Raw genomic sequence first — 15,980 nt, 5'->3', positions numbered from 1 at the left:
CTGTGTGCGGTCTCATACAGAAGCGCGAAGGGCGGTGTGCACGATCTGCGCGATCGCACGGCTGCAATCTGCGCGTGTGTAACCGAGCAGCCTTGTCTCGGTTGCGTCAGGCTCGTAGTGCATGGTGTTGCCCCGGCCCTGGACGATCAGGGCGTCGGGCAGCAGGGGGTGCTCCTCGTCCCGTTCGTCGATGCTGCGTGTACCGCCCGCTGCGTCGACGAGCATCTGGAGGTATTCGCGAAAGGTCAGATTCTCGTCGCCGACGAGGTACGCCTTGCCCGGTTCAGCGTGTTGAAGTGCGCCCCAGATCGCCTGTGCAAGAGAATCAGCCGACATATAGTTCGATCCCCCGGGCGGCGCGAAGTCCGGGATGTCGGGCAAGTCACCGGCTGCCCACGCGATCATCCGCCCATACCGCCGCGCGGAGACTCCGGAGATGGCGCCGAGGATCGATGGTGGATTGAGAGTAGAGACGTTGAACGACGCGTCGGCAAGCGCCCGAGCACCCTCGTCGGCAGCACGCCGAGCCGCGATATAGGGGACGGTTTCGGCGAGGTCTGGACGCAGGTGGTGGTAGTAGCTGCCCACCTGGACGAAGCGCGGTACACCGGCGCGCTTGGCGAGCGCAGCGAAGCGGGGAATGCCGGAGATCTGCGTCTTCTCCCAGAACGCCGCTTGATCAACGTCTCCGCTCATGTGGCGCACGTCTTGGCCGGCGGCGAAGACTATGGCGTCGAAAGGGGAAAGCTGCTCGACGGTGAAGGTCTGCTCGGTGTAGTCACCGAGCAGGGCCGGGAAGTCTCGGACCGGGGACTCGTCGCCGAGAGCGTTACGCGCTGCCACGGTGACGTCGTTGCCCTGCTCACGCAGATGTAGTGCGGCGTAGGCGCCGATCATTCCGGTGCCGCCGACGATGAGAACCTTCTTCGTGTTCGCCCTTCTCGCGTTCGCGCCCGCGCCCAGCGCTGCTGACTGAGGGAGCAGCGGGGTATGCGTGTGAGTTTTCTGGGCCTCGGCGTGGATGGCCGGGTGCATCGCCCAACCTAGCCGTTGATCACGGTGCTTCTATTCGGATTCCCACTCAGTGGTCATCGGTGGGGCGTGTGGCTGGTCCCTGGATATGGATGCTGCAGTAACACTACGGTACGAGATTCTGATTCAGATCACGCCCATTGGTCTCGGGAGTGAGTGCGAGTGCTCCAATCGAGGCGAGAGCGGTGGTTGCGGCAATCAAGCTCAACGGCACACTTGACCCGGTTGCCGCGACCAGGCCGCTGGCGATCAGGGGAGTAAATCCGGCACCGAGAAGGGCTGCGGTCTGGTAAGCCATGGAAACACCTGTGTAGCGCACAGGGGTAGCAAACATTTCGGACAGCAGCGGCGTCAGCGGCGCGTACATTGCATTCTGCAGGAGCTGCGCAAACATCAAGGCGCCGACCATGACCAACATGGATTTCGTGTTGATCATCGCATACAGAGGAATCGCGAACAACACCGTTCCGATGGCCCCGGAGATCATGACTCGACGTCGACCAAGCCGGTCTGAGAGGGTCGAGAACAGGGGAATAAAGACGATCGATATGGCGACCACTGCGAGAAGCGCACCCATGACATCGGAGACCGCATAGCCAATTCCGGATGCGTAAGCCACAACATGCGTACTTGTCAGGGAGGTCAGGGCAAACGGAGCCAGGCCGGCGGCCACCGCCAAGACGAGTTGCTTCGGACGGCGGAGCACCTCCAGGGCGGGACTGCGCCGGTCCTTTCGTTTGGCTGATGCCTCGACGAAAATGGGGCTCTCGACCACGTGGAGTCGGACGTAGAGTCCGATCACCATCAGGATTGCGCTCAACAAGAAGGGAATTCGCCATCCCCAGGTCAAGAGCGCGGATTCCGGGAGGAGGGTCACGGCCGCAATCGCTGCCGTCGACAGAAGAAAGCCGAACGGTGTTCCGAGTTGCATGATCCCGGCCCACCGCCCGCGGCGGTCCGCGTCCGAGTGTTCGACGACCATGAGCGCCGCACCTCCCCATTCCCCACCCACCGCGATGCCTTGAATAACGCGAAGGACGATAAGCAGGATCGGCGCGAGGATTCCTATCCCCTGGTATGTGGGCAGCATTCCGATCAGCACACTGGCAATACCCATCGTGGTCATGGTGATCACCAGCATCGACTTTCGGCCGAGCTTGTCACCGAAGTGCCCGAATATCACACCGCCGAGCGGTCTCGCGACATAACCGGCCGCGAGGGTACCGAATGCGGCAACTGTACCGACAGCCGGATTCGAGGCAGGAAAGAACAGTTGCCCGAATACAAGGGCAGCCATGGTGCTGTAGAGGAGAAAGTCATAATACTCAATCGTTGTTCCCAGGAGGCTCGACAATGCGACCTTGCGGAGCAGGGATCCGTCGTGCGAGGAAAGGCGGTTCTCGGTGGGTGTCGCTAGGCGTGCGGGCGGCACTTGGGGCGGATTCGCCATCAGGTGCTCCTTTCAGATTTGAAGCTGACTGGCGATGGGCACCCGAACCGATCGGATCGGAGGGTAATTTCGCCAGTAGGGTTAAGGCAAACGTCATTTCACCGATTCACCATCGTCGGTCAACGTAATTCACGTTGCACGGAGTCCGGCGTGCTTTTGCATTGCCCACGGGCTCGATGAAATCCGAAAGACCGTGTGGAGCGGTGTAATCCTCCCGGTGACCGGGAGCAAAGGGGCATCGCGGCACCGACATGTCCTGAGATGACAAGCATGACCCTCACTTTCACACCAGGCGCACTGTTGCGCGGCCGGCGTGCCGTCGTCACCGGCGGTGTGGCCGGCATCGGAGCCGCAATCGCGCGCGGCTTCGCGGCCCACGGCGCGCATGTCCTCATCGCTGACGTGAACCCCATCGGAGACGTCGACTTCGACGGTGCCGCCGGTGGGCGACTGGACGCGATCGTGGCCGACGTCTGCTCTTCGCAGGTAGAACCAGCACTGGTCGAGCACCGACCGGACATGATGGTCAACAACGTCGGGCACTTCGTACGCGCGCCCCAAGAATTCACCACCGACACCGCCGAGCAGTGGGCCGGCCTACATGAAGTGAACTTCGCCCATGCGCTGCGGCTCACGCATGCACTACTTCCGGGGATGACCGAGCGCGGGCGCGGAGCGGTAGTAAACCTCACCACCGTCGAGGCGCACCGAGCAATTCCGGGGCACACCGTCTACTCCGCGTACAAGGCGGCCCCGATGCAATTCACCCGCTCGCTCGCGGCCGAGGTGGGTCCAGCGGGAATCCGGGTCAACGCGGTTGCACCGGACCTGATCGAGACAGCACAAGTTCCTTATGGGAACCTGGTGCCCGAGCCGGACCGCGCACTGTGGCCGTTGTGGTCACCGCTCGGCGGACCCGGTAAACCCGAGGACGTCGCGGGTGCCGCGCTGTTTCTGGCCTCCGACCTGTCCCGGTTCGTCACTGGCAGCACTATCCACGTCGACGGCGGCACGCACGGTGCCGGAGGCTGGGTGCCGCGCCCGACCGGTGGCTGGACAAACCGCCCCCGAAACCCTTGACCAGAAACGGAATAGCCGCCGGCCGCAGTCGTCCAGCCCGAGCCGGATTACGAATGTAGAGCGACCGGGTGTTCGGTAGCGCTGTCATCGTCGTGATCCGGCGGTGAGACTCGGTGCCCGCAAGCTCGTCAAGGAAAATGAGTCCTTTTTGCGCCCAGTCGATCTCGGACCGACTCCGGGAGCCTTCCACACCGCTCGAGGGAAAGTTCAGCCTGCGGTTCACTACTGCCATGGCGTTTGTGACGGGCGATCTCAGCGAACAGGCCTTCTCGCCGGTGTCCCTGATCGACCCGCAGGTGGTCGCTCTGCGCGATCGAGTCCAGATCGACGCCCGCACGTCACTTGGATCGGCGCTGGGACACCCTCGTCACCAAATTCCACTCGCTCGTCGACCCTGTGATGGGTCGAGCTGCCGCACACCGCATCGTGGAAGATGTCGCCCGCCTCCCCTCAGCTGAAAGCCCTGAATCGCTGCTGAATGCTCTGTCAGCACGGACGCGGTGAGTGTACGACATCGCGGAGCAGCCCTGCCGCATCGATTTATCTGAGGGAGGAGACACACAAGATGCCAGACACCAGCAATGTTCGACCCACCGAAAAGGCGCGAATCCTCGGGTTCGCGCTCCAATGGCAACACTACGGCGGTGGTTCCAACGAGGATATCTACGTAAACTTCGGACTCTCCCCCAGGCAGTACTTCATGCGCCTGCTCAGAATTCTCCGCGGCCCCACCGAGCTGGAGATCAGAGTGATCTCAGAACTCAACGAGCTCTGCGCCAGTCGCCTCGGCACCGAACTATCCTGCCACGACGACACAGGTCGACCTCGAGCGGAGGAGTAATCGCACCTTCCTATTCCGTGGCGGTGTCGAGCACGGGCAACAGGCACCGTCATCGCCGGAGCGTTGCCGATGGCGTCTCGCCGAACTTCTCTCGGTACTGCACGGAGAAGCGCGGCCGCGTCGGCAACGCTCGCGGTCACGGCCTCGTCGGTGTTGCAGAACCGCAGCCCGTGACGGGCCAGGTCGTCGCCGAGCGCCGTGTGCGCGGGGCCCGACACGAACAGCGGATACCAGGAAGAGAACGTGTCGTGCACATAGCCGGGCACCGTGCGCTCACCGCTTCCGACGAACCCACCGATCTCCGGATTACTCTCCAGGAGTGCCACTTTCCAGCCAGATCGCGCCAACATGGACGCGGCGACGAGTCCGTTGATTCCGGAACCGACGATGACGGCATCGAATTCGTTGTGCATCACATCTCCTTCGAGCGTGAGCCACAACACTATTGACTCCGAAGCGGTGAAGCTGTCCTCTTTGCGCGCGTCTTATCCGAATGCCGCTCACTTCTGCGACGACCGGGTGCCGATGTGGGTGACGCGCCCCTGGCTGGATGTCGAGGGGCACCTGTGACTACTTATTAACCGTGGGCGGTTAATAAGTACTCACAGGTCTCATGGTGACCCCTGTCACATCTGTTGACTCCAGGCAGCTTCACACCATCTACTTAGGCAGCCCTCACAGAGGGCAGGCTAACCGTTCTTGTGCTTCAGCCGAGCTCACCCCCGGGTGATCCGGAGCTGGCACGCAAGAATCACATGCGCCGCGTGCGGGGGCCCGGCGACCAACGACAAGGACAACTCTCGTGGCTTCTTCCACCAAGCGGCGCCTGGCCGGCGCCGGCATCATCGCCGGACTCTCCGCGCTCACGCTGATCGCAAACCCCGCCATCGGTTCCGCAGCGATCACCGGTGCGGCGACCGTGACCGCGGACGCCGGTGCAGGCACGATCACCACTTCGATCACCGGACTGAACACCACCAAGCCGTTCGTCAAGTGCGAGGGCACCGTCTACAGCGCCGACGCAACGGTCCTCGACTCCACGACGAAAGTGGGCCAGAGCTTCCCCGTGACCGGTCCGACCATGGTGGCCGGTCAGGTGCTGACCAACGCGTCCGGCGTCGGCACCTCGGCTGTTTTCCCCGACGGCGAGTACCAGGTGCGCACGAAGTGCAAGGAGGAGGGCGACGTCGACTACCAGGACCCCATCGCCCCCGTGCGGGTCACTGTCAGCTCGACCACCCCGGGCGGCGGCGGCCTGGACTTCGGTCTCGACGGTCTCCTCGAGCTGTTCAGCGGATTCGGTAGCTAACAGCTGGAGCGGCGGTGGCGACGTCTCGGACGTGGCCACCGCCACCCGCTGCGTCGACCGACAGTCATCTGCCCGGGTGACAGCGCATTGTCGGGCGTTCGTCCACATGCGTGTCGGATGGTTCGTGCCGTGACCACATTTGTAACGGAGCCTCTCTCTGCTCGTATACAGTCACAGCGTCTTGACGATACGGCGCAGAGGGAGCAAATTCATGCGGCGAGCCTTCAGGGCATTGATGGCGGCGATGCTCGGTGCCATCTTCCTTGCAATGACAGTTCCGGTACCGGCAAGCGCCGAACCGCTCTATCCCTGGCCCGACCCGGATCCGTTCTACCTCGCTCCCGCCGATCTCGCGGCAATTCAGCCGGGCGACGTGGTTCGCACTCGACGGATCGACACGTGGATGTACGCCAACTCGGACGGCTGGCAGATCGCGTTCCGTTCGACGAATTCCGCCGGAAATCCCATCCTGGCGGTCACGACGGTGCTGCTCCCCCGGGGCGTCGCGAATCCACCGCTGGTGTCGTATCAGGCGATCGTCAATTCACTGGGCACCAAGTGCGCGCCCTCACGGGCTCTGTTCAACCTGGAGATGCAGGAATCGCCGGGGATGTATCTGGGCCTGCAGCGGGGATGGGCCGTTTCGGTGCCGGACCACCTCGGCCCGACCGGTGCGTACGGTGCCGCCAAACTCGGCGGCATGATTACCTTGGACAGCATTCGCGCGGTTCAGCGAGTATCCGAATTGGGCCTCACGAACAGCCCCGTAGCTTTGGCGGGCTACTCCGGCGGCGGAATGGCGAGCGCCTGGGCGGCGGCGCTCGCGCCGACCTATGCTCCCGAGCTCGAGCTTGCCGCTGTGGTGCAGGGCGGAATCCCGGCGGATCTCGAACAGATGGCCGAGGGGCTCGGGTTCAACCCGCACCCCGGGTTCGGGCTCGCTTTCGCGGCGGCCGTCGGCCTCGAGCGTGAGTACCCGGAGCGGCTGCCGGTGTCGTCGCAGCTCAACGAAACAGGTCTGTGGCTGCGCGAATGGATGAGCAACGAGTGCCGGCGATTCCTTCTGTTCCACGGCGCTTTCCGGAACGCCGGGCAGCTGGCCGCGTCGACCAGTCTTATGGCGAGTTCGACCGCACGCCAGGTATTACGCGAGAACAGTCTCCGCTATTTCGAGGGTGTGCCGACGGCGCCGGTCTACATGTGGCACGGCACGCTCGATGGGCTCACACCCTTTGATTCGGTGGCAGAGGTGGCCCGTCGATACTGCTCGGCCGGAGCAAACCTGACGTTCGTGCCGTACGAAATCTCGGAGCACATGACCACTGCCGTGGTGGGTTTCCCGGATGCGTACGAGTTCATCGCGGCGCGATTCCGAGGCGAGCCCGCGCCGACGCGGTGCTGAGGCGGGGCTTCGACACAGCGAGGTGAGCCGAACAGTCCTGGCCTTCAGCCTCGTCACGGCGCACAGTTGTCGAGGAGGATGGCCGCGGCCGCTTTCGCGGCGATAGCAGATTCGGGCGACTCGGAGATGGCGGCGGTTGTCTGCGCCCCCTCCGCGAGCAACGCGATTTGGAGCCCGACAATCGGCGCGCATCCGGCCTGTACCGCCAGGTCGGTGACGTAGTCGATGAACTGCTTCTTGTGACTGTGTGCTGCCGCCGCGACCGCGGGCATGGTGCTGCCTAGCTCACCGAAGGAATTGATGAAGGCGCAACCGCGGAACTCGTCCTCGTGGAACCAGGCGTCGAGAAAGTCGAATATCGACAACAGTTTCTCGCGCGGAGTGTCGTATCGGCTCGCCTCCGCGCGAATGCCGTCATTCCACATTGCGGTACGCCCTTCGAGGACTCCGGTAACGATGGCAGCCTTGGACGGAAACAGTGCGTACATCCGCTTGAGGGAGATCCCGGCGGCGGTGCGTAACTCGTCCATGCCGACCGACTGGATGCCGCGCGCATAGAAGAGCGCATCGGCCGATTCGAGCACCGCTGCCTTCGCTGCGTCTACATCCACGTCACTTACCCCTTGCCCAGAGAACCAGCGTTCTCTAGAGTAGTCCACGCACCGGAGAACGCACGTTCTCGGTGAGTCGAGGATCAGGGAAGGGCGTCACCATGGCATATATCGAGGTCGGCACCGAGAACAGCACTCCCATCGAGGTGTACTACGAGGATCACGGCACAGGACAACCAGTCGTTCTCATCCACGGCTACCCGCTCGACGGCCATTCGTGGGAGCGCCAGTCGGCAGCTTTGCTGAAAGCCGGATACCGGGTGATCACGTACGACCGTCGCGGGTTCGGGCAGTCCAGCAAGCCGACCACCGGCTACGACTACGACACGTTCGCCTCGGATCTGAACACCGTGCTGACCACACTGGACCTGAACGACGTCATTCTCGTCGGATTCTCGATGGGCACTGGCGAGCTCGCCCGGTACGCCAGCATCTACGGCACTGATCGCGTCGCCAAGTTCGCCTTCCTCGCCTCCCTCGAGCCCTTCCTCCTGCAGACCGACGACAACCCGACAGGCGTGCCGCAGTCGGTATTCGACGGCATCGAGGCCGCAGCCCGCGAAGACCGATTCGCCTGGTTCGACAACTTCTACAAAGACTTCTACAACCTCGACGAGAACCTCGGCAGTCGGATCAGCGAAGCCGCCGTACGCAACAGCTGGAATGTTGCGGCCGGAAGCGCTCCCGTTGCGGCGTATGCCGTCGTGTCCAGCTGGATCGAAGATTTCCGTGCCGACATCAAGAAGGTGCGCGAGTCGGGCAAACCTGCCTTGATCCTGCACGGGACGAAGGACAACATTCTCCCGATCGATGCCGCCGGGCGTCCGTTCCACGAAGCGTTTCCCGAAGCGCAGTACGTCGAGGTCGAAGGCGCCCCGCACGGCCTGCTCTGGACCCACTTCCAGGAGGTCAACGACGCCCTGCTCGACTTCGTGAAGTAGTCGAAGCGGGCGTCCTTCCGCATCCGGCGCCGTCGCAGATCCGTGAAGAGGCCGACAGCCGCTTCACGGTCTCGGCGGGCCGGTGAAGTGACAGTAGGCACACAGTAGGAATGCTCTTCGACAAGACGGAGGGGCACCGAACATCAGGGCGCTATCGGGTGTGGAGCCTCTTCACCACTGCTTCCGCCACAGCGCGGGCGCTCCCCGGGTTCTGCCCCGTGATCAGCGTCCCCTCCTCGACCACATAGGTTGCGAACGGTTCGTCGGCGATGCTGTAGTTCGCTCCCAGCTTTTTCAGCTCGTCCTGAAGACTGAACGGGACGGCGTCGGCCCGTTGTGCCGCCTCCTCTTCCGGCCAGGAGAAGCCGGTGACATTCTTGTCTTTGACAAGTGGGGTGCCGTCACTCAGGGGAACGTTGAGCAGGCCGGCCGGTCCGTGACACACCGCCGACACGATCCGGCCGGATTCGTAGAATTTCGCCGTCACTGCACCGAGGTCGTCACCGCCGAAGTCGAACATCACACCATGGCCGCCGGTGAAGTAGATGGCGTCGTATTCCTCGACGTCGACGTCTGTGACCTTCTTCGTGTCACGGAGAAGATCCATGAACTCGCGGTCGCGGTAGCGCTTGTCGGTGCCGAGGTCACCGAGCACGTCGTGAGCGAGGCTCTCCGGGTCGATCGGTACGTAACCGCCTGCAGGACTGACAATGTCGACTTCGTAGCCGTTATCGGTGACGTAGTCGTAGAAGTGCGTCAGTTCGCCCAGCCACAGACCTGTCCGGTAGCCGACCTTCTGGTACTCGGCGACGTTCGTCACGACGATGAGGATGCGGTTCTTGGTGGCCATTGCGGTCTCCTGATCGGGTGCGAGGTCTCAGCGGCGTCGGGCACTGCGGCCTCACCCACATTCGGTACCACGGTGCTTCTCCCCTCAGGGAAAGTGTCGCCGCCTTCAACTGCACGTTACCAAGAGTTCGGCGGATGAGCCTGTGTTCGTACGCGACCCAGTAGTCGTCACAGGACTTGTTTCGCGTAGGGGTCGGTGGCCCTTTACGGCGGAGAGCAGCGAGCCGCGCTATTCGACGGTCGCTGGCAGCGCCTGCGGAGCTTCCGGTGAAATGAGCTCGCGGAGCCGGTGCTTGAGGATCTTTCCGGTCCCAGACTTGGGCAATTCGCGGAAGTAGACGTGCTTAGGCGTCTTGAAACCCGCCAGTTGGGTGCGGGTGAAGGCGATGAGTTCCTCGGTCGACACCTCCGCGCCCGGCCGGAGCGTGACGACAGCCACCGGGACTTCACCCCACTTCGGGTCTGCGATTCCGATGACGGCCGCCTCGGCGACCGCGGGATGGGAGGTGAGTACGTGCTCGACTTCGACCGTGGCGATGTTCTCTCCGCCCGAGATCACGATGTCTTTCGCCCGGTCCCGAATCTCGACCGATCCGTCTGGATGCATGACGCCGAGATCGCCGGTCTTGAACCACTCGCCCATGCGGGCTGCCTCGGTCGCAGCGTCGTCGTGGTAATAGCCCAGCATTACGGTGTTTCCGCGAACAGCGATCTCCCCGAGGGTTGTGCCGTCAGCGGTGACGTCGACGACCGGGGCGTCGTCGGTCTTGCCGACGGTGTCCAAGACCCGGATACCTGTGCCGACGATATTGGAGTTGCCCTGCACGGCCATCGCTTTGGACAGATCAGTGTGACTGAGACTGTTCCATTCGGGGCGTGGTTCGTTCACCACGGCAGGGCCGAAGGTTTCCGTGAGTCCGTACAGGTGGGTGGTGTGGATGCCGAGTGCGGTCAGTTCCGACAGGAGGGTGGGCGACGGCGGCGCTCCCCCGGTCCCTACCTCGACGGTTCTTCCCAGCGGTCCGTTTGCCGCCTCACGATGTTGAGCCAGATTGGTGAGGACGGTGGGAGCGGCGTTGAAGTGGGTGATGCCGCCACCGCGGAGGTGCTGCCATACCGTGTCGGGGTCGGGTCGATCGAGACAGACCTGTGTTCCTGCCGCGGCGGTGAGCGCCCAAGGAAAACACCAACCATTGCAGTGAAACATCGGCAGCGTCCACAGGTAGACGGTGTCGAGACCGAGTCGGGCGTGGTGGATCATGGCAAGCGCCTGCAGGTAGGCGCCGCGGTGGTGATACATGACGCCCTTGGGCCGGCCGGTCGTGCCGCTGGTGTAGTTCAGCGAAATGAGGCTGCGCTCGTCATCAACCGAGCGGGCGTATTCGGGTCCGCCGGCTTCCAGCACCTCGCCCACCGCAAGGGTCCGGATTCCGAAGGAGTCTGCGAGGGAACGAAATTCGTCGTCGAATAGGACGAGAGATGCGCCGGAATGCTGAACGATGTACGCGAGTTCCGGTCCAGCCAGGCGGTGGTTCAGGGTGACGAGCACACCGCCTGCCAAGGGAACGGCGAAGTGTGCGAGCAGCATCAGTGGGGTGTTCGATGCCAGGACGGCGACGCGGTCACCGGGTGTGACTCCGTGGCCTGCGAGGGTGCCGGCCATGCGGCGGGCAGTGACCGCGAACTCACCGTACGACCACGACCGGGAGCGGTAGGTCATGGCGGTGCGATCGGCGTGGATGGCCTCCGCACGTTCGAGAAAGTTCAGGGGTGTCAGAACCTGATCGCCGAGATCTGCGGTCACAGCACACTTCTTTCAGAGTCGATGACATCGGGGATGTCGAGGAGATGGCCCATACGGTCACGTTTGGTGCGGAGATAACGCACGTTGTCGGTGGTTGCGTTACTCGAGAGTCCGACGCGGTCGACGACCTCGAGCCCATAGCTGGTCAAAGCCGCGCATTTGGCCGGATTGTTGGTCAAGACGCGAACTCTGCCTATGCCGAGGTCTTCGAGAATATGGGCTCCGACCGCGTACGAGCGGGCATCGGCGGAGAGACCTTGCGCCAGGTTGGCGTCGACGGTGTCCAGACCACTGTCTTGGAGCGCGTAGGCGTTGATCTTGTGTGCCAACCCGATGCCACGACCCTCGTGCCCCCGTAGGTAGATCACCGCGCCACAGTGCTCCTGACTGACCGCCACCAGTGCCTGCTCGAGTTGGCTACCGCAGTCACACCTGGTGGAGGCGAGAATGTCCCCTGTCAGGCATTCACTGTGTAGGCGAACGAGGGCACCGGGTTCGCTATCGGCGGCCGCGGCCACGTCGCCCATGACCAACGCCAGATGCTCGACTCCGTCGTCGCTCGCGCGGTAGGCGATTGCTTGGAATTCGCCGAAGGCGGTAGGCATTCGTGAGGTGGAGAGTCTCTCCACGGGTGTTGCTTTCGGTCGCAGGAACTCTGCGAGATCGGCGATCGTGACCAAGGGCAATCCGTGGTTGTTCGCGAATTTGCGCAGATCCGACCCCCGGCGCATCGAACCGTCCTCTGCCACGATTTCCCCGATCACGCCGACAGGAGCACGGTCAGCGAGTGTGAGTAAGTCGATTGTGGCCTCGGTGTGCCCGGGCCGCTCGCGGACCCCTCCCGGTCGCGAGCGAAGCGGGAAAACGTGTCCGGGGCGACGGAAATCACCGGGCACACTGGTCGAGCAGGCGAGGGCCCGCACGGTCATCGCGCGGTCGCCGGCCGACACACCGGTTCCGGCGCCTGTGTGGTCGACTGTGACGGTGAAGGCGGTCTGGTGGGGGTCGGTATTCATCGGCACCATCGGTGCAAGCCCTAGCTGATCAGCTCGTTCGGTCGTCATCGGGACGCAGATGATGCCGGTGGTGTGGCGGACCATGAAGGCCATCTGGTCGGCGCTGACGGTGTCGGCACCGGCCACGAGGTCGCCCTCGTTCTCGCGGTCCTCGCTATCGACCACGACGACCATGCCGCCGGCCCGCAAGGCCGTGACGGCCCGGTCTACCGCGTGATCACCGGAGCGTGACGGAATCACCGGTGCTCCTGAGCGAGCAGCATGTGCGTGCCGAAATCGCGGCGGAAATAGGTGAGTGGTGGTCCGTCGTGAGCTACCGCCTCACGAACCTCACCCAATATGAGAATGTGGTCTCCGCCCTCGACGAAGGAGGACGCGTCACACACCACCCATCCCGGAGCCCCGTCCAAGCGGGGAACACCACTGACCCGTGTCCACGGTGTGTCGGCGAATTTGTCGGCCCCTTTGCAGGCGAAGGCCGTGGCCGCCGCCGACTGGGCGCTACCGAGGATGTTGACGCCGAATCGTCCGCTGCGTCGGATGATTCCGAGAAGCGCCGAGGAGCGATCGAGAGAAACCAGGACCATGGGAGGCGCCATCGACAGAGACGTGAAAGCACTGACAGTAGTCCCGTGGGGTCGGTCTCCGTCCATGGCCGTCACGACCGAGACCGGGGTACAGACAGCAGCCATGACCTCCTTCAGCGATGCTGCGATGTCCTCGTGCTGAGCGATCGAGCTTGTTGCCATTTTCTTCCTCCTCGCTACGTCATCTGACGTGGTTGACGAGTCGAGTGACGCCGGGGATGTCGATGGTCAACACTTCCCCGGGCTGTAGGTACCGGGGTGGGTCCTGTCGGAAACCGATCCCCGCGGGCGTGCCGGTGGCAATGATGTCTCCGGGGGTCAGTGTCGTCCATGTACTCACGTACTCGATGACGGTGGGAACGTCGAAAACCAGATCCGCGAGAACTCCGGACTGCACTCGGCTGTCACCGAGATAGGTCTGCACTCTCAGGGCTTTCGGGTCGGCGATCTCATCCGAGGTGACCAGCCACGGGCCGATCGACCCGGACCGGTCGAAGTTTTTCCCCGCCGTGGCCTGGGTTCCATGAAGCTGGTATTCCCGAACACTGTTGTCCGCGAAGGCCGTGTAACCCCAAATATGATCCGCCGCATCCTCGGCGCGGATGTTGCGGCCACCGCGGCCGATGACGATCGCGATCTCCCCTTCCCAGTCCAAACTGTCGGACATCGGGGATCGTTCGATCGGCTCTCCGTGCCCGACGAGCGACGAGGGGAAACGGACGAAGAAGGTGGGGTACCGAGGGGGTTCCTTGTCCATCTCGACGGCGTGGTTATGGTAATTGAAGCCGACGCAGAGTATCCGCCGCGGATCGGTGACCGGTGGTAACCAACGGGTGATCTCGTCCAGATCGATCAACGGGCATCCACGGAGATCCTGCTCGGTCAGAGAAGCGAATTTCTCGATGTCGACGTCCGCGGCCACCACACCGGTGAGCCCGGTGACGTCCCGTGAGCGGCCGTCTGCGTCGAGGACGACTGTCCGCCGATCGCCGCCGTGTTCGACCGTTGCCACGCGCATCAGAAAGCCTTCTCTTCGGTCAGGATGGTCGAGGCCTGACCGAGCAGGGTCTCGATCTTGTCGATGCCCGCCGGTGTGGGCGTGATCAGCGGAGACCGCACGTGCGGTGAGGCGATCCGCCCCTGCTGGTGCAGGACCCACTTGACCGGCGCCGGATTGGTCTCGACGAACAGCAGGTCGACCAGCGGATGCAGCGCATAATGCAGTGCGCGGGCCCCGTCGTGATCACCTGCTGTCCACAGCTCGTACATCCGAGCGACCGTGTGGGGTGCGATGTTGCTGGCGGCACTGACGAACCCGACACCGCCGAGTGCCAGCAGCGGCAGACAGAGCAGTTCGATGCCGGACCACACCGAGATACTCTCTCCCGCTTCGCAAATTACCCGGGAGAAGTGTTCGAAGTCCTTCGTCGTTTCCTTGATACCGACGATGTTGTCGAAGTCCCGGTGGAGGCGGGCGACCGTGGTCGGATCCAGGTCGACGGCGGTCCGCGACGGGACGTTGTACATGATGATCGGCAGGTCCGGGAACTCCCCTGCGATGGTGCCGTACCACCGGTAGAGCGCCTCTTGGGTGGGGCGCGCGTAGTAGGGGGTGATGATCAGCGCCGCGTCGGCGCCGGCGGCCCGCGCGGCCGCGGTGATCTCGAGGGTTTCGTCCAGCTTGGCCGAGCCGGTTCCGGGGATGAACGGAACTCGATCATTGTTCTCGTCGGCAACGGTCTCGATCGCCTCGATCCGCTCGGCGACCGTCTGAGCGCTGGGCTCTCCGGTGGAGCCACCGATCGACAGGCCGTGCGATCCGGCGGCGATCTGCCACCGGACCAGCCGACGTAGGCTTGCTGTGTCCAAGGCTCCGCTATCGGTGAATGGGGTGATCAAGGGCGCGATCGATCCGTTGATCAGTGCGGTGTCGGTACGGAATCTCATGCCAGTGCTCCTTCGCGGTGGGTCGACTCGAGCACCGTTGCAGCGACAGCCAGATCGGCCAGCCCCATCCCGAGTCCTTTGAAGATCGTCAAAGCAGGGTTCAGCGGCCTCACCACCGCACCGGTGAGAAGATCACCGAGCGTCTTCACCGGAGCCCAGTCTTCGCCGTAGTACTCGGTCAACTCGCGAGACGATCGACGCGCGTTGGCGAGGCTGTCGACGACCGTCAGATCGGAATCGGCCAGCAGCGCAGGATCGAACTCGGCTGTGTGCGGCAGAATCGCCCCGACCGCATTGAGGTGTGTTCCCGCAGACAACACTCCTGGGTTGAGGAACGGTTCCGTCGCCCGCGTGACAAGGGTGACGATCGGCGCTCCGTCGACCGCCTCCGCGAGTGTCGGGGCCGTGACGGCATCCACCCCCAGTGTGTCGCGCACGGTGGCGGCGAATCCGATCCGGCTGCTTTCGGACCGACTCCACACCCGGACCCGGGTGATCGGGCGCACTGCACATACCGCGGCAACCTGGCCCAACGCCTGACGACCGCTGCCGATCACAGCCAGCTCAGCGGCATCGGGAGCACTCATCAGGCGTGTCGCCAACCCGGAAACCGCCGCGGTACGCAGTGCACCGAGCGCGCCGGCCTCGAGTACCGCGCGGGGGGTACCGGTAGTGGCGTCGAACAGCGTCAGCAGCGCCGATGCACCCTCAGGGGTATTGACCCAGGTTTTGAAAGCGACGAGACCGCCTCCCTCGTCATAGGCGCCGAGCGCGTGGGCGCTGCTGGCCGGCTCCCAGGTCGTCATCGTCTTGGGGATGTTTCGGGCGGTCCCGTCGACCTCACGGGTAATCGATCCGGCGATCGCTTCGATCGCATCGGCTATCGAGACCTTTTCTTGCACTTGCTGTTCCGTTATCCACGGTACTTTCATCGTCGTCCTTGCCAGTTGTGTGTTCGAGGGGGCTGCACCGATGCGCGCCCGTGGACTCACGGCGCTGGGTCCTCGTTCCCGCGGAACGGATCGCGATCCAAACCACTGCGGCTGTGATGCAGTTAACGATAGAGATCACGTGATATAAAGCAAATATCAAGATTTCGATATACGCATCA

Annotated in this window: 17 protein-coding genes and 1 pseudogene; 7 read left to right on the top strand and 11 right to left on the bottom strand. The window is 63.4% G+C overall.

The genetic code is table 11. The features are described from left to right. Positions 1–12 precede the first annotated feature (12 nt). Positions 13–1,035 carry an NAD-dependent epimerase/dehydratase family protein gene (locus JQT59_RS12800; RefSeq protein WP_213576441.1) on the bottom strand — a complete coding sequence of 341 codons (1,023 nt, stop codon included), beginning with the start codon at positions 1,033–1,035 and terminating at the stop codon, positions 13–15. A gap of 103 nt (positions 1,036–1,138) precedes the next feature. Continuing rightward, entirely contained in the window at positions 1,139–2,386 is a 1,248-nt protein-coding gene (locus JQT59_RS12795) for an MFS transporter (RefSeq protein ID WP_349307015.1), read from the bottom strand. A gap of 357 nt (positions 2,387–2,743) precedes the next feature. Here JQT59_RS12795 and JQT59_RS12790 point away from each other — a divergent pair, with 357 nt between their 5' ends. From JQT59_RS12790 to JQT59_RS38000, 3 genes and pseudogenes are all read left to right on the top strand, one after another. Beyond that, positions 2,744–3,562 (top strand): SDR family NAD(P)-dependent oxidoreductase, encoded by an 819-nt coding sequence (locus tag JQT59_RS12790; protein WP_213576439.1) that lies wholly within the window; start codon positions 2,744–2,746, stop codon positions 3,560–3,562. A gap of 137 nt (positions 3,563–3,699) precedes the next feature. Further along, positions 3,700–4,020 carry an MmgE/PrpD family protein gene (locus JQT59_RS38365; RefSeq protein WP_213576438.1) on the top strand — a complete coding sequence of 107 codons (321 nt, stop codon included), beginning with the start codon at positions 3,700–3,702 and terminating at the stop codon, positions 4,018–4,020. 20 nt (positions 4,021–4,040) lie between these two features. Next, a pseudogene (locus JQT59_RS38000) lies at positions 4,041–4,232 on the top strand (hypothetical protein); the annotation flags it as partial. Here JQT59_RS38000 and JQT59_RS36925 read toward each other — a convergent pair. Further along, complete coding sequence (locus JQT59_RS36925; RefSeq protein ID WP_283254065.1) at positions 4,226–4,816, bottom strand: FAD-dependent oxidoreductase; 591 nt, start codon at positions 4,814–4,816, stop codon at positions 4,226–4,228. The pseudogene JQT59_RS38000 and the gene JQT59_RS36925 sit on opposite strands and share 7 nt — an antisense overlap. A gap of 16 nt (positions 4,817–4,832) precedes the next feature. On the opposite strand from JQT59_RS36925, the gene JQT59_RS12770 reads away from it, so the two are divergent. The 3 genes from JQT59_RS12770 to JQT59_RS12760 all read left to right on the top strand — a co-directional run bounded on the left by JQT59_RS12770 (position 4,833) and on the right by JQT59_RS12760 (position 7,114). Further along, positions 4,833–4,973: a hypothetical protein gene (locus JQT59_RS12770; protein ID WP_213576436.1), complete on the top strand. Its 141-nt coding sequence runs from the start codon at positions 4,833–4,835 to the stop codon at positions 4,971–4,973. A gap of 232 nt (positions 4,974–5,205) precedes the next feature. Beyond that, positions 5,206–5,712 (top strand): hypothetical protein, encoded by a 507-nt coding sequence (locus JQT59_RS12765; protein WP_159924251.1) that lies wholly within the window; start codon positions 5,206–5,208, stop codon positions 5,710–5,712. 211 nt (positions 5,713–5,923) lie between these two features. Then, entirely contained in the window at positions 5,924–7,114 is a 1,191-nt protein-coding gene (locus tag JQT59_RS12760; protein ID WP_502939816.1) for a lipase family protein, read from the top strand. Positions 7,115–7,167: 53 nt separating this feature from the next. Here JQT59_RS12760 and JQT59_RS12755 read toward each other — a convergent pair whose 3' ends face one another. Next, on the bottom strand, positions 7,168–7,725 hold the full coding sequence (locus JQT59_RS12755) for a TetR/AcrR family transcriptional regulator (RefSeq protein ID WP_213576435.1): 558 nt from the start codon (positions 7,723–7,725) through the stop codon (positions 7,168–7,170). A 101-nt stretch (positions 7,726–7,826) separates the two neighbouring features. Here JQT59_RS12755 and JQT59_RS12750 point away from each other — a divergent pair, with 101 nt between their 5' ends. Beyond that, the gene (locus tag JQT59_RS12750; RefSeq protein ID WP_213576434.1) at positions 7,827–8,666 is read left to right on the top strand and encodes an alpha/beta fold hydrolase; all 840 of its coding nucleotides are present in this window, start codon (positions 7,827–7,829) and stop codon (positions 8,664–8,666) included. Between the two features lie 151 nt (positions 8,667–8,817). Here the strand turns inward: JQT59_RS12750 and JQT59_RS12745 are convergent, their stop codons facing one another. The 7 genes from JQT59_RS12745 to JQT59_RS12715 all read right to left on the bottom strand — a co-directional run bounded on the left by JQT59_RS12745 (position 8,818) and on the right by JQT59_RS12715 (position 15,771). Then, positions 8,818–9,516, bottom strand: a complete 699-nt coding sequence (locus JQT59_RS12745) for a type 1 glutamine amidotransferase domain-containing protein (RefSeq protein ID WP_213576433.1) — start codon at positions 9,514–9,516, stop codon at positions 8,818–8,820. 228 nt (positions 9,517–9,744) lie between these two features. Continuing rightward, positions 9,745–11,319, bottom strand: coding sequence for an AMP-binding protein (locus JQT59_RS12740; RefSeq protein ID WP_249354373.1), 1,575 nt, complete (start codon positions 11,317–11,319; stop codon positions 9,745–9,747). Continuing rightward, positions 11,316–12,572, bottom strand: coding sequence for a bifunctional 3,4-dihydroxy-2-butanone-4-phosphate synthase/GTP cyclohydrolase II (locus JQT59_RS12735; RefSeq protein WP_502939849.1), 1,257 nt, complete (start codon positions 12,570–12,572; stop codon positions 11,316–11,318). Before JQT59_RS12735 ends, JQT59_RS12740 begins: the two co-directional genes overlap by 4 nt. Next, complete coding sequence (locus tag JQT59_RS12730) at positions 12,572–13,084, bottom strand: flavin reductase family protein (protein WP_213576432.1); 513 nt, start codon at positions 13,082–13,084, stop codon at positions 12,572–12,574. Before JQT59_RS12730 ends, JQT59_RS12735 begins: the two co-directional genes overlap by 1 nt. Before the next feature lie 19 nt (positions 13,085–13,103). Beyond that, complete coding sequence (locus tag JQT59_RS12725; protein ID WP_213576431.1) at positions 13,104–13,940, bottom strand: fumarylacetoacetate hydrolase family protein; 837 nt, start codon at positions 13,938–13,940, stop codon at positions 13,104–13,106. Next, positions 13,940–14,869 carry a 4-hydroxy-tetrahydrodipicolinate synthase gene (gene dapA / locus JQT59_RS12720; protein ID WP_213576430.1) on the bottom strand — a complete coding sequence of 310 codons (930 nt, stop codon included), beginning with the start codon at positions 14,867–14,869 and terminating at the stop codon, positions 13,940–13,942. Before dapA ends, JQT59_RS12725 begins: the two co-directional genes overlap by 1 nt. Beyond that, positions 14,866–15,771, bottom strand: coding sequence for an ornithine cyclodeaminase family protein (locus tag JQT59_RS12715; protein ID WP_249354369.1), 906 nt, complete (start codon positions 15,769–15,771; stop codon positions 14,866–14,868). The genes dapA and JQT59_RS12715 overlap by 4 nt, the downstream gene beginning before the upstream one ends. Positions 15,772–15,980: the final 209 nt, after the last annotated feature.

This window comes from Rhodococcus sp. USK13 (assembly GCF_018343855.1).
GTDB classification, from domain to species: domain Bacteria; phylum Actinomycetota; class Actinomycetes; order Mycobacteriales; family Mycobacteriaceae; genus Rhodococcus_F; species Rhodococcus_F oxybenzonivorans.
Note: the sequence above shows the minus strand (reverse complement) of the source record. Positions and strands in the feature narration are given on the sequence as shown.